Source organism: Methylobacterium sp. WL120 (assembly GCF_008039465.1).
Taxonomy (GTDB): Bacteria; Pseudomonadota; Alphaproteobacteria; order Rhizobiales; family Beijerinckiaceae; genus Methylobacterium; species Methylobacterium cerastii.
On sequence record NZ_VRUT01000010.1, the window covers coordinates 25036 to 37979 of the forward strand.

The 12944-nt window shown below is 69.2% G+C and carries 16 protein-coding genes; 8 read left to right on the top strand and 8 right to left on the bottom strand.

Features of this window, described 5'->3' with window-relative positions:
- Window positions 1–38: 38 nt before the first annotated feature.
- From FV229_RS03705 to FV229_RS03720, 4 genes are read left to right on the top strand one after another with little or no spacing between them, the layout of a single operon-like run.
- The gene (locus tag FV229_RS03705) at window positions 39–839 is read left to right on the top strand and encodes a MetQ/NlpA family ABC transporter substrate-binding protein (RefSeq protein ID WP_147750650.1); all 801 of its coding nucleotides are present in this window, start codon (window positions 39–41) and stop codon (window positions 837–839) included.
- Between the two features lie 56 nt (window positions 840–895).
- Window positions 896–1975: an ATP-binding cassette domain-containing protein gene (locus FV229_RS03710; RefSeq protein ID WP_246688038.1), complete on the top strand. Its 1080-nt coding sequence runs from the start codon at window positions 896–898 to the stop codon at window positions 1973–1975.
- Window positions 1956–2609 (top strand): methionine ABC transporter permease, encoded by a 654-nt coding sequence (locus FV229_RS03715; RefSeq protein WP_147750651.1) that lies wholly within the window; start codon window positions 1956–1958, stop codon window positions 2607–2609. The genes FV229_RS03710 and FV229_RS03715 overlap by 20 nt, the downstream gene beginning before the upstream one ends.
- Window positions 2606–3979: an LLM class flavin-dependent oxidoreductase gene (locus tag FV229_RS03720; protein ID WP_147750652.1), complete on the top strand. Its 1374-nt coding sequence runs from the start codon at window positions 2606–2608 to the stop codon at window positions 3977–3979. The genes FV229_RS03715 and FV229_RS03720 overlap by 4 nt, the downstream gene beginning before the upstream one ends.
- Before the next feature lie 16 nt (window positions 3980–3995).
- On the opposite strand, the gene FV229_RS03725 is transcribed toward FV229_RS03720, so the two are convergent.
- Window positions 3996–4727, bottom strand: a complete 732-nt coding sequence (locus FV229_RS03725) for a DUF3750 domain-containing protein (protein WP_147750653.1) — start codon at window positions 4725–4727, stop codon at window positions 3996–3998.
- Between the two features lie 133 nt (window positions 4728–4860).
- Between FV229_RS03725 and FV229_RS03730 the strand changes: the two genes are divergently transcribed.
- On the top strand, window positions 4861–5304 hold the full coding sequence (locus FV229_RS03730) for a DMT family transporter (RefSeq protein WP_147750654.1): 444 nt from the start codon (window positions 4861–4863) through the stop codon (window positions 5302–5304).
- Between the two features lie 21 nt (window positions 5305–5325).
- Here the strand turns inward: FV229_RS03730 and FV229_RS03735 are convergent, their stop codons facing one another.
- From FV229_RS03735 to FV229_RS03760, 6 genes are all read right to left on the bottom strand, one after another.
- Window positions 5326–5835, bottom strand: coding sequence for a MarR family winged helix-turn-helix transcriptional regulator (locus FV229_RS03735; protein ID WP_147750655.1), 510 nt, complete (start codon window positions 5833–5835; stop codon window positions 5326–5328).
- 275 nt (window positions 5836–6110) lie between these two features.
- A complete protein-coding gene (locus FV229_RS03740) occupies window positions 6111–6494 on the bottom strand; it encodes a CsbD family protein (RefSeq protein WP_147750656.1) in 384 nt (127 codons plus the stop codon).
- A gap of 100 nt (window positions 6495–6594) precedes the next feature.
- On the bottom strand, window positions 6595–6798 hold the full coding sequence (locus tag FV229_RS03745; RefSeq protein ID WP_147727116.1) for a CsbD family protein: 204 nt from the start codon (window positions 6796–6798) through the stop codon (window positions 6595–6597).
- 97 nt (window positions 6799–6895) lie between these two features.
- Window positions 6896–7804: a PhnA-like protein gene (locus FV229_RS03750; RefSeq protein WP_147750657.1), complete on the bottom strand. Its 909-nt coding sequence runs from the start codon at window positions 7802–7804 to the stop codon at window positions 6896–6898.
- 38 nt (window positions 7805–7842) lie between these two features.
- Window positions 7843–8187, bottom strand: a complete 345-nt coding sequence (locus tag FV229_RS03755) for a CsbD family protein (protein ID WP_147750658.1) — start codon at window positions 8185–8187, stop codon at window positions 7843–7845.
- Between the two features lie 398 nt (window positions 8188–8585).
- Entirely contained in the window at window positions 8586–10043 is a 1458-nt protein-coding gene (locus tag FV229_RS03760; RefSeq protein ID WP_147750659.1) for a PAS domain S-box protein, read from the bottom strand.
- 984 nt (window positions 10044–11027) lie between these two features.
- Here FV229_RS03760 and FV229_RS03765 point away from each other — a divergent pair.
- From FV229_RS03765 to FV229_RS03775, 3 genes are all read left to right on the top strand, one after another.
- Entirely contained in the window at window positions 11028–11210 is a 183-nt protein-coding gene (locus FV229_RS03765) for a hypothetical protein (RefSeq protein WP_147750660.1), read from the top strand.
- A gap of 404 nt (window positions 11211–11614) precedes the next feature.
- Entirely contained in the window at window positions 11615–12319 is a 705-nt protein-coding gene (locus tag FV229_RS03770) for a recombinase family protein (RefSeq protein WP_147750661.1), read from the top strand.
- 2 nt (window positions 12320–12321) lie between these two features.
- Window positions 12322–12570 carry a hypothetical protein gene (locus FV229_RS03775; protein WP_147750662.1) on the top strand — a complete coding sequence of 83 codons (249 nt, stop codon included), beginning with the start codon at window positions 12322–12324 and terminating at the stop codon, window positions 12568–12570.
- A gap of 36 nt (window positions 12571–12606) precedes the next feature.
- Here FV229_RS03775 and FV229_RS03780 read toward each other — a convergent pair whose 3' ends face one another.
- Window positions 12607–12909, bottom strand: coding sequence for a hypothetical protein (locus tag FV229_RS03780; RefSeq protein WP_147750663.1), 303 nt, complete (start codon window positions 12907–12909; stop codon window positions 12607–12609).
- Between the last annotated feature and the right edge of the window lie 35 nt (window positions 12910–12944).

The following is a 12944-nucleotide window of genomic DNA, read 5'->3' on the forward strand; positions in this document are numbered from 1 at the left end:
CTGTCCTCGCCGAAACGGGCGAGCGGAGTCCACGACCGATGCGCTTCCTGAAGACCCTCGCCATCGCCCTCCTGTCTGTCGGCACGATGGCCGCCCAGGCCGAGACCCTGAAGATCGGTACGGTGCCGGGCGCCTACAGCGATGCCGTCACCGCCGCCGCCAATGAGGCGAAGGCGCAGGGCATCGACGTGAAGGTGATCGAGTTCAGCGACTGGACGACGCCCAACGTCGCCCTCGATGCCGGCGACATCGACCTGAACTTCTTCCAGCATCGCCCCTTCCTAGAGAACGCGTCGAAGCAGAAGGGCTACCGGTTCGACATCGTCGGGCTCGGCATCCTGCAGAACATCGGCTTGTTCTCGCTCAAGCATAAGAGCCTCGACCAGGTCCCGGCGGGGGGCAAGGTCGCCATCGCCAACGATCCGGTGAACCAGGGCCGAGGCCTGCTGCTGCTGCAGGAGGCCGGCCTCATCAAGCTCAAGGACGACGTCGGCTTCCTCGGCACCGTCGACGACGTCGTCGAGAACCCGAAGAAGCTGAAATTCACCGAAGTCGAGGGGCCGCAGCTGGTGCGGATCACCGGCGACGTCGACCTCGCCCAGGGCTACCCGCATTTCATCGTCGCCGCCGGCGCCTTCGATCCGACGAGCGGGCTGATCTATTCCGGCATCGAGGACAAGCTGTTTGCCGTGAGCTTCGTCACCAAGGCCGCCCGCAAGGACGACCCGACGATCCGGAAATTCGTCCAGATCTTCCAGAACTCCAAGGCCGTGAAGCAGCAGATCAACACATCCTTCGCCGGCAGCGACAAGCTGTACCTGCTCGCGTGGCAGAACTGACGATGGTGAGCTTGGCCTTGGACAGCCTCGGGGCGATCGATTCGGCGAGGCCGAACCTGCTCGCGGCGGACGCGATCTCTGCCGTCCGGGACTCGGCGGCCCGGCGCGGCGCCGGCACCGTTCGGTTCGAGAACGTTTCGAAGACGTACCGCTCCGCGGGCGGCGAGGTCCGCGCGCTGGACGACGTCAGCCTCGACGTTCCGTCCGGGGCGATCTTCGGCATCATTGGCCGCTCGGGCGCCGGCAAGTCGACCCTGCTCCGAACCGTCAACCGGCTGGAGGAGCCGACCTCGGGCCGGGTTCTGGTCGACGGCGAGCCGATCGAGGCCCTGCGTACGGCCGGCCTCGTGGCCCTGCGCCGCCGCATCGGCATGATCTTCCAGCACTTCAACCTGCTGTCCGCCAAGACCGTCCGGCAGAACGTGGCCCTGCCGCTCAAGGTGGCCGGGATCAGGCCGGCGGAGGTCGCGCGCCGGGTGGACGAGGTGCTGCGCCTCGTCGGCCTGGAGGGCAAGGCCGACACCTATCCGTCGCGCCTCTCGGGCGGGCAGAAGCAGCGCGTCGGCGTCGCCCGCGCCCTGGTCAGCGACCCCGAAATCCTGCTCTGCGACGAGGCGACCTCGGCGCTGGACCCGGAGACCACCCTGTCGATCCTCGGCCTGCTGAGGGACATCAACCGGCGGCTCGGCCTGACCATCATCCTCATCACGCACGAGATGAGCGTGATCCGTGAGGTCTGCACCGACGTCGTGGTGCTGGAAGCCGGGCGGGTCGCCGAATCCGGGCCGGTCTGGCGGGTGTTCGGCGCGCCCGAGCACCCGGCGACGCGGGCGCTGCTCGCGCCGCTTACCCGCGACGTGCCCGACGATCTGGCGCAGCGGCTGCTGCCGCATCCCGTGCCGGGCACGCAGGCCGTGCTGCGGATCACCTATTCCGGACGGTCCGCGCCCGACCTGTCGGCCCTCGTCGCGGCGACGGGCGGCACGGTCCGGCTCCTGCAGGCGGGCGTCGAGCGCATCCAGGGGCACGCCGTCGGCCGCATGCTCATCGCCGCCGAGGGCACGGAGGCGGAGGCCCGACTGAGGGCCATCGGGGAAACCGTGGAGGGGATCGGCTATGTCGCCGCAGATGATTGACCGCCTCTGGCAGGCGGCGTTCGACACGATCTTCATGGTGGGCGTGTCGGCAGGGATCGCGGTGCTGGCGGGCATCCCGCTCGCGCTGTTCCTCGTCACCTCCGGGCCTAACGGCATCTTTCCGGCCCCGCGGGCGAACCGCCTCGTCGGCGTTGTCGTCAACGGTTTTCGCGCCGTGCCCTTCATCGTGCTGCTCGTCGCGCTGATCCCGTTCACCCGGCTCGTCGTCGGAACCACGATCGGCGTCTGGGCCGCCATCGTTCCGCTGGCGGTGAGCGCGACGCCGTTCTTCGCGCGGATCGCCGAGGTCTCGCTGCGAGAGGTCGATCCGGGACTGGTCGAGGCGGCCCAATCCATCGGCTGCCGACGCCGCCACATCCTGCTCCACGTGCTGCTGCCCGAGGCCCTGCCGGGGATCGTCGGCGGCTTCACCATCACCATCGTCTCGATGATCGGCGCCTCGGCCGTGGCCGGCGCAGTCGGCGCGGGCGGGCTCGGCGACGTGGCGATCCGCTACGGCTACCAGCGCTTCGACACGACCGTGATGTCGGTGGTGATCGCGATCCTGATCGTCCTCGTCTGCCTCGTGCAGTTCACGGGCGACAGCGTTGTGCGGAGGCTTCGGGCGCGATGACAGGCGCCGCCAAGCAGATCCGGCTCAACGCGTTCAACATGAACTGCGTCGGCCACATCAACCACGGCCTGTGGACCCATCCGCGCGACCGCTCGGCCGAGTACAACACCCTGCGCTACTGGACGGACCAGGCGAAGCTTCTGGAGCGCGGCTTGTTCGACGGGATGTTCATCGCCGACATCCTCGGCGTCTACGACATCTACGGCGGCGGCATCGACATGACGGCGCGGGAGGCCGTGCAGCTGCCGGTGAACGACCCGACGCTGATCGTTCCGGCCATGGCGGCGGTGACGGAGCACCTGGGCTTCGGCATCACGCTCAACGTCTTCGCCGAGGCGCCCTACACCTTCGCCCGGCGCCTCTCTACGCTGGACCACCTCACCGGCGGGCGGGTCGGCTGGAACGTCGTCACCGGCTACCTCGAGAGCGCCCATCGCGGCCGCGGCGAGGCGCTTCCGGCCCACGACCGGCGCTACGATTACGCCGACGAGTACCTGGAGGTGCTCTACAAGCTCTGGGAGGGAAGCTGGGACGACGCGGCGGTGCGCCGGGACCGCGAGGGCCGCGTGTTCAGCGATCCGGCGCTGATCCGGCCGGTCTCCCATCGCGGCGAGTTCCTGTCGGTCGACGGCTACCACCTGTGCGAGCCCTCGCCGCAGCGGACGCCCGTCCTCTACCAGGCCGGCGCCTCCGGCCGCGGCCGCGCCTTCGCGGGACGGCACGCCGAGTGCGTCTTCATCTCGGCGCGGGACAAGGCCTCGGCCCGGGAGGCCGTCCGCGCGATCCGCGCCGAGGCCGCCGCCGCGGGCCGCGACCCGCAGGACGTGAAGGTGTTCATCGGCATCGCCGCCATCCCCGGCCGCACCCGTGCCGAAGCGGAGGACAAGCGCGCCGAGTACATGCGCTACGCCAGCGCCGAGGCCGGGCTCGCGCACTTCTCCGCCTCCACCGGCATCGATTTTTCCCGCTACGGCCTCGACGAGGCGATTCCCTACGCCCCCGGCAACGCCATCCAGTCGGCCACCGCGGCCGCGGCCAAGCGCGGGCTGACCAAGCGCGACCTGCTCTCGGAAATGGGCCTCGGCGGCCGCTACGCGGTGTTGACCGGCAACGCCGTGGCCATCGCCGACGAGCTGCAATCCTGGGTCGAGGAAGGCGAGGTGGACGGGTTCAACCTCAGCCGCATCGTCGTGCCGGAAAGCTTTTCGGACTTCATCGATGTCGTGATCCCGGAGCTTCAGGACCGCGGCCTGTACAAGACCGGCTACGCGCCGGGCTCGTTTCGGAACAAGCTGTTCGGCCAGGGCGACCGCCTGCCCGCCCGCCACGCAGCGCAGGCCTACCGCAGCGCCGCCGCCGTCACGGGCTGACGGCCGGCGCGACGGTTCAGATGCCGACGCGGCCGAGGCCCGGCAGCTTGAGGCCGGGGCGGCGGATGTCGAGGCCCGCGACGGCGCCGAGGAGGTTGACCTCGAAGCCCTCGACCCAGCCGAGCGTCAGCCCGAGATAGCCACCGAGGTTGATCCGGAACCCGGTTCCCGACGGCGTGAGGCCGACCCAGCGGCCGTCGTAGGGGAAGTCCTTGCCGATCGCCGTCGCCGGCAGGCTGGCGCGCATCTCTGGTACGGCGCTCATCACCGCGGCCACGAAGGTGTTCGAGTTCGGCCCGGGCCAGAGGTGGTAGTCGCCGAGCTTGGCATAGCGGTAGGTGGCGATGGTCTCGCGGATGCGCGGCAGCATCTGCTCCGCATCGACCCCGTCGGCGGCGAAGACCAGCTCCGGCACGCTGCCGAACCAGCGCCCGTCCGGTACGAAGCGATCGACCCAGATCGGCATGCCCCAGGCGGTGTAGTCGAACCGCCGGTAGGCGCGGTCGCCCGCGCCCTTCACGACGATCCAGCTGTGGCTCGCGATGATGCCGCGCCAGCTCACCGTCCGCGCCGAGAACACCCGCACCACGGCCGCGGGGTTCTGCGCCGCCGGCGGCAGGAGGCCGGCGCTCGACCGGTCGGCGGTGCGCCAGTCGGCGACGTCGTTGCGCAGGTAGTAGAGGGCCGCCGACACCGCGATCGGGGCGAGGAATACGAGCACGAAGACGAGGAGGGCGATGCGGAGCACGCGGGTCGGGTCCGGGGCAGGGCGGGACGTTCGGATCTAGGGACGGCGCCGGGCGGTTGGCAGAGCGGTGCGGCGTCATCGCGCCTCGGTTGGTCGGCCGGACGGCATCACCCCACCGGCCTGGAATCCTCGCATGTGGTACCTTTACGGCGTCGTCCTGCTCGCCGGGATCGCCAACGCCATCCAGCCCGGACAGAACGCGGCCTTGGCCAAGGGCTTCTCGCAGCCGATCACCGCCGGCCTCGTCGTCGGGATCACCACGGCCACCACCGTGCTCGTCGTCGGCCTCGTCACCGGCCGTCTGTCCTGGCCGTCCTCCGGGGGGATGGCGTCGATCCCGTGGTGGGGCTGGTTCGGCGGCGTCTTCGGCGGCGGCATCGTGATCACGCAGCTGCTGATCGCCCGCGAGATCGGCGCCGGCGCCTTCCTCGGCTTGCTGGTGACGGCGGGCGTCGTCACCTCGGTGCTGCTGGATCACTTCGGCTGGGTCGGCTTCGCGGTGCATCCGGCGACGCCCTGGCGCATTCTCGGCGGCATCTTGATGGTCGGCGGCGTCGCCCTGGTCGCCCTGTTCTGAGGAATCGCCGGCGCGATCGGGTCAGCCCGCCTCGTCGGGTCGCGCGCCTCTAGCGAACGCCGCGCGGAACCCCGGCCTAGCCAGGGCGGCGAGGACGTCGCGCAGCGCATCGGTCCGCTCGCGGCCGAAGGCCGCCTCGAAGCGCGTTTGCGCGGCCTGCCAGAGCGGGATCGACTGTTCTAGCTTCGCGGCGCCGAGATCGGTGAGCGCCACGCGGCGGACGCGGCGGTCGGCCGCGTCGGGGACGAGGCGGAGATACCCGTCGCGAGCCAGCGGCTTCAGCGTATGGCCAAGGCCGGACAGGTCCATCACCATGGTCTCGGCGAGCTGTCCCATGGTCGGGGTGCCCAGCGCGCGGACCGTCACGAGCAGGCTGTGCTGCGTCGTGCGCAGGCCGCACGGCGCCAGCACCTCGTCGTAGAGCTGCCCGATGTTGCGCGTCGCCTTACGCAGGGCGGCGTTGCTGCACCGGCTCCGATGGGTGCCGGAGGCGACCTCCACATCGGTGCGGGCTCGCGCGCCCTTCGCCATCGTTCGCCTCGTGTCGGCCGGCTTGCCGAAGATGACCAGATACCATGACCGAAGATGCAGGCATATGCCTGCGTTTAACTGCGCTCCGACCGGGCCGCTGGGTCGGGCCGCGGTAACCGGCTCCGGATGCGGACGCCTCCGGAGCCTGGGATGGCTCAGCGCGGGCGGCGACCGGCGCCGCCGCCGAAGCGCCGGCCGACATAGGCGATGAGCTTCGGCACGATGAAGGCCGTGAGGAGCTTGCGGATCATGGGGGCTGTCCTGTTCGGTGGGTGTCAGCGCGAGGGACGCAGCAGCCAGCCGGCGGCGAAGGCCACGGCGGCGAAGGCGATGAGGGTGGTGGCGCGGTTCTCGTCGGCATAGCCGAGGGCCTGCCGGCCGTAGGTCTCGCCACGGCGACGCGCGTCGCGGGCGTAGCGGCTGCCGTCGTCGACGAGCGATTCGCCGCGGCGCCGGGCCTCGCGGGCGAGGTGCGTGCCGTCGTCGATCAGGTCCTCGGCCCGGTCTCGGGCGCGACCGTAGGCGTACTGCGCCCCGCCGGCCACTTGGTCGACGGCGCCGCGGACTTGACGGCCGGCGTCGCCGGTGAGGCCGCCGAGGGTGGTCTGGGCGCGGCCCTTGAGGTGGCGCTTGGCGCCACGGAATTCATCGCGGTTCATGGTCGGGCTCCGTCGGTGAGGGGTGAAAAGGGGGGCGGGACGGCGTCGTGGGCCGTCCCGCCACGTCGGGTCGGGCGCGTCGCGGGGACGCGCGCGGTGATCAGAACTTGCTCTTCACCTTGTCGGCGAGGTTCTGGGCGCCGTCCTTGGCGTCGCCGACGGTCTTCTGGGCTTCGCCCTTCAGCTCCTGCGCCTTGCCTTCGGCTACGAGCTTGTCGTTGCCGGTGACGTTGCCGACGCCCTGCTTGACGTTGCCGACGGCCTCGTTGGCCAGGCCCTTGATCTTGTCGGTGGTGCTGCTCATCGAACGTGCTCCTGTCTTGGGTCGATCGGAAAACCGGCCGATCCGACCGGCGGGATGCCGGCCCCGGCGTACCGGGGCCGAAGGGGCGAGGTGGGGATCAGGCGCGGCGGGTGGTGCCGTAGGCGACAGCCGGGCCGACGGCGCCGAAGCGGCCGCCGAGGAAGCCGGCGAGCGCGCCGAAGATCAGCGCCAGGGCGCCGTAGAACGCGCCCTGGGTGGCGGCGCTGCGGGTGGCCTCGGCGGCGACCTTGGCCTTCTGCTTGGCGTCGGCGACGGCGGCGTCGTACTGCTTCTCGTAGTCCTGGATCTGCGCCTTGGCCTGGTCGGCCGGAATGCCCTGGGCCTTGGCCAGCGCGTCGGCGGCGCGGTTCTCGGCCTGGGCCTTCTGGGCCGGGTCGCCCGAGAGCAGGGCGCGGACGGCGGAGGCGGCGGCGTCGCGGAGCGCCTGCGGGTCCTGGCCGGCCGCCTGCTGGCGGACGGTGTTCTCGATCCCGTCGAGCGGGTTCGAGATCTTGGACAGCGAGGGCGCAGCCGCCTGGGCCGCGGTCTGCACGGTGCCGCCGACGAGCGAGCCGGCGCCGCCCAGCGTGCTGGTCACCGCGCCGAACGCGCCGCCGACGATCCCGCCGACGGCGGAGGTGAGCAGGTAGAGCACGACGAGGGTGCTCACCGCCCACGACACCAGGCCGTGATAGCCGGCGGTGGCGGCGACCGGCTTGCCCGAAAGGCGGCCGGCGAGGAAGCCGCCGACGAGGGCGGCGACGATGCCGGACCCGACGAACCAGAGGCCGGCGCCCATCGACAGGGTCGAGGCGGCGGGGTTGTCGGCGGCGGGACCGCCGACGCTGGACAGGCCGATGCCGACGCCGACCATGTTCAGGATCACCTGGGCGACCAGCGCCAGGACGGCGCCGGCGAAGATCGCGCCCCAGGAGGCCTGGTGCAGGTGGACGGTCGAGACGGCGCTCGCCGAGGGTGCGGTGGGGATGGTGGAGGTTGTGGCCACGATGGACTCCGAAAGACTAGACGCGACGAGGACGGGTGTCAGCGGCGGGAATGGATGAGGAGGGCGAGGCCGTAGCCGACGGCGCCGGCGATCATCAGGGCGACGAAGGGGCTCTCCTCGACCTGGTGGCTCACGGCCCGACGGCCCTGGCGCAGGTAGTGGCCGCCGTTCTCGTAGGCGTCCTCGGCGTAGTCCGCGGCGTCGTCGGCGACGTTCCGGACGGCGTCCTTGGCTTGGCCGTAGAGGTTCTCGGCCGAGCCTTGCGCTTCGCGAAAGCGGCCTTCGACCGAGTCGTTGCGCGACCCGACGAGGTCGCCGACGGCGCCCTGTGCCCTGCCGACGAACTCTTTCGCTGTGCCGGTGACGCGATCCGTATCGACCATGATGTCCGTCCTGTTCTGAGAGGGTGTGGAGACGTGTGCGGCGCGTCGCCCGGGCTACGACATGCGCGTGGACCCGGGCTTCGCGTCGGACTTCGAAAAACGAGGTTCGGTGTGGCCCGCGCGGTTCTGCTCGCGTTCGGGCCGGACCTGCGGTTCTGGGTGCGTTGGTTTCGCTGGGCACGATCCCGTCCGATCGAACGCGCGGCGTGATCCGCACAGGTTCGAGGGGACGGTTTCGGCCCGCGCTGTTCTTGCTCCGGTGCCGTACTGTCGTTGCGCTTGGTGGGGTGCTCTTCCGGTGCTCTTTGACCGAGCTTGGCCTCAGCTTCGGGTCACCTTGGAGATGGTGGCGTCACCTCCGGAGGCAATGGTACGAAAGTACTGGTATTCTGATTTATTCATTTCGGGATCGTTGCCGGCAGGTTGTGCTCCCGCGCCCATACGATCACCTCGGAGCGCTTGTGCAGGCCGAGCTTGCGGTAGAGCGCGGCGGTGTGGTTGCGGACGGTGTTGCGCGACAGGTTCAGTCGCTTGGCGATGGTGTCGTCGCTCAACCCCGCGCAGACGAGGCCGAGCATCTGCCGCTCGCGCACGGTCAGGCTGAGGGTCGGGTCCTCGGCGGTCTCCGCCCCCGGATGACGCAGGCTCGCGAGCTTCTCGATCAGCCCGCGGCTGAACCAGGACGTGTCGGCCATCACCGCCTCGATCGCCTCGAACAGGTCGCGCTCGGAGCGCTTGCGGTCGGTGATGTCCTGCAGCACCGCCAGGACGAACGCCTCGTCGTTGATGGTGACGCGCTCGGCGGAGACGAGGCAATCGAGGTCGCCGGCGCTTTCCGCGTGCAGGCAGGTCTCGAGCCCGAGCACGAAGCCGGTACGCATCACGGCGCCTTCGAAGCGCAGGCGGGCCGCATCCTTCGTCCAGAGGCCGATCTCGTCGGGCGTGCGGCCCACCACGCGGTCCTGCCCGTAGCCGAAGACGCGGGTGAAGGCCTCGTTCACGCCGGTGATGGCGAAGCCCTCGGCCCGGCACAGCATGGTCGGCACGGGCGTCAGCTGGAACGCCTTGGCGAAGCGCTCCTCGCTCTGGCGGAGTGCCGTCTCGGCCTTCTTGCGCAGCTCCAGGTCGGCGAAACTGAACAGCATGCACGGCTCGTCGCCGAGCTCCATCGGCTGCCCGGCGACGATGACGAAGCGGGTGCCGCCATCCGGCAGCTCGAGGCAGGCCTCCATCTGCGGGATGGTGGCGCCTTCGTTGAGGCGGGAGATCGCGAGGTCGCGGCTGCGCGCCCCGGCCAGCACGTCGACCTCGTAGACGCTGCGGCCGATCACGGCGTCACGGGTGTAGCCGGTCATCTCGAGGAAGCCGACGTTCACCTTGACGTGGCGCAGGTCCGACAGCCGGCAGATCACGGCCGGCGCCGGGTTGGCGTTGAAGGTCTTCTCGAACCGCTCCTCCGCCTCGAATTGCGGGGTCACGTTCTGGAGGATCAGGGCGAGGCAGCTCGGCGTGCCGGAGGCGTCCGTCACCACAATGCTGCGGAGCGAGTGGACGAAGTCCACGTCCGGCTTGTCGGTGCGCTTCACGTCGACGATGACGTCGTGGAAGGTCTCGCCGCGCACCACGCGCTCGATCGGGTATTGCTCCGGCAGACGGTTGTTGCGGTAGCGCAGGGAGAACCGGGCGCGATACGCATCGACCGTCTCGCCGAGCTCGGCGAGGTTTTCGGCGCCGTGCATGGCGAGCGCCGCGTCGTTCGCCCAGACGATGCTCTGGTCGGGCTCGACGAGGATCACCCCTTCGGTCAGGCCGGCGATGATCTGCCGGAGTTCCGATCTGTCGACGCTCGCGGTCACGGGTGGGTGTGGTCCTGGGAAAGGATCGTTCCAGGGTGGACGATCCCGGCGGCAACCGTTGCGCGAGCAACTGGTTCCCACTTCCCGTCGATTTCACTGGTACGATCGTCCCGTCACCGTAGTCTTGATCGCTGGTGCAGTCGGCTCAGGACCGGAACGGCGTTCAAGTTAGGTGGACGCATGCGCTTGCAGGCCTCGCCGCTCGGCCGCATTCCGCTGCGATGAGAGGTGTGGCGTCCCCGGCAGGGTGGCGCGACTAGCGGAAATTCCGCAACGAAAACAATGATATGCAGGCGCCACTGACTCGGTCGTTGTAGGACCTGACGTGCTGAGGGTCAACGAAGGTCGGACCTAAACCTAGGGGTCACCCGCACGACACCTTGCTCCTGAGAGACCGCGTAAGGGTTTCCCCGTACCCCCTCCGCCCATCTCCCTCAGGCACAAACGCGCAAGACTACTCAGAGACCACCCAGCGCCACCGCAAGCGCGGTGCATCCCGCAACTGCCACCCCGAAGAGGGCACCTGCCGTTCGCCAAGCGACGGTCTGCGGCGGCCTGTTGTCGTTGGCGGTGATGCTAACCATGCGGCGACGTATGAAGCAGTCGAGCTGGAGGATAGCGGCCGAGGACGCATACGAGCGGCGGTGAGCGTAGGGTTGGGTGCGAACAGCGCACATGCAGCTCTCCCGGGCGGTCGCTGAGTGACCACTAGGAGAACGCACGGAGGTAGCTTGAGGTGCCGTATCACTCGTGGGTGACCGCAAGTTTCTCAGGGGTCACCCGCGCGACACCTCTCACCTGACACGCAGCGGCAGAGTTTCCCCCCGTACCCCCTCCGCCCATCTCCCTCGGCCGCGAGCGCCATGCCCCTCCCTACCGCCTCATGTCACCCGGGCGTGCCCGACGGTCTGGCGATCCGGGACCTCTGCCACTCCAGCGCGTTACGCAGCTATGAAGGCCACGGCGGCCCACACGAGGTTAGCCATGAAGAACCCCGCATTGAGCCTCTGGCTGTCTGGCGCCAATCGCGCGGCCGGCTGGTGGATGGGAACAGCTACGTCCATCGTTCGGCGGCAGCAGCAGTTGGCCCTTGCCGAGATGACGAAGGCCGCCACCGGGAAGAAGCCAGCACAGAAGCGCAAGGCCAAGCCCAAGCGGGGAGCGTGATCCTGCCTTGCTAGCGCGGTCGATAAGGCGTTTGCCGCCTACCTCAGGCCGCCTTGGCGGGCTCGGCGTCACTCAGCGACGGGACGTAGGCGCACTACTGACAAAAGCCCATCTCCGCCGCCCGCCGCTCGTTCCGTTGGGAGCAGTGCGGGCAAACCCTGAGGAGCAGCTTCAAGCCCGTCAGAAATCCGTGACCGCGACCTCGGAAAGTAACTTCGCCCTCTGGTAACACTGTCGCTGTGGCGCGTGTCGGCATGCAGTCTCCGGTAAGTACCAGGTTCTTATCATATGACAGAAACGCGGCGACAGCTACCTTACCATCATCCATCGACGGACGTTGATGGGTATTGACACGGGGCATCGGAGGACTCAGCTTATAGCGAGTGCCACCGAGGGCCACCGCTGTGACTACTTTCATCGCTTACTGCCGCGTCTCGACGGACAAGCAGGGCCGCTCCGGGCTCGGCCTTGAGGCCCAGCAAGCTGCCATCCAGACCCATCTTCGGCCGGGGGACGTGCTCCTCCAGCCTCCCTACGTCGAGGTCGAGAGCGGGAAGCGAGCGGACCGGCCTCAGCTCCAGGCCGCCATTGCGCGGTGCCGGAGGACGGGCGCGACACTTCTCATCGCCAAGTTGGACCGGCTGGCCCGGAACGTCGCCTTCATCGCGAACCTCATGGACGGAGGTGTCGAGTTCGAGGCGGTGGACTTCCCGAAGGCGAATAGGCTCACGGTCCACATCCTCGCCGCGGTCGCGGAGCACGAGGCCAAGATGATTTCGGAGCGCACCAAGGCTGCCCTCGCGGCGGCCAAGCGGCGCGGCACAAAGCTCGGCGGGGATCGGGGCTACCGGCCTACGGCTGCTCCCTCATCGGAGGACGCGGCCAAAGCAACGGCTGTGAGGCAGCGCAAGGCCGACCACGCGGCCTTCGGGGTGCTGCCCGTGCTGGAGCAGTTGCAGGCAGAGGGCGTCACGAGCCTTAACGCCCTGGCCAAACGGTTGAACGAGATGGGCCTCGCGACGCCGCGCGGGAAGCGGACCAAGGCGGCTGCGGTGGCAGCGCAATGGACGGCAACCGCCGTGAAGCGCACTCTGGCACGGGTGGCCTGAGGATGGACGCGCCCGAGAGACCATGGTCCGCGGCACGGGTGGCGGTCTCGGGGCTTCGCGCGGCAGCCGCAGGCGATGAGCTGCTTGCCAGCCACTATGCCAAGCTCGCGGCCTATATGGACCGGCAGGCCCCTTGCGCAGCCGGCGAGCTGTTCCGTACGCTGAGCCGGCATCATGCCATCCAGGCGCTTGCTAAGCGCGGCGAGGCGGCGGCCCTGGCTCAGGCGAACGGGCTGCTATGGGAGGAGTAGGAGGGGTTAGCCTTGTGGCTTGGCCCCGAGCACAGATCAGTGCAGCTCCGAATGGCCGCTGCCGTTGCTGGCATAAAGCGCCTCCTCTGGGAGGAACAGGCCATCGATAGTGAACGACGAGACCTCCCGCACCTCACCGTGAGCCAACCGCAGTCGCTCTACCTCGAACCGCGAGAGCAGGCCGGCGACTCTGTCTACACGCCATCCGGCAGGCATTGCATCCGACACGGCACGTAGGGCTTCCTCATCGCTCTCGGCGAAAGCCGCATAGAGCTTGATGTCATGGGTCTTGTCGGCGCCGGTATTCGGGGCCAGTACGCTCACACGGTATGGGATCATCACGGCCTCCGCGGCGGTTAGAGCATTGAGAGCAA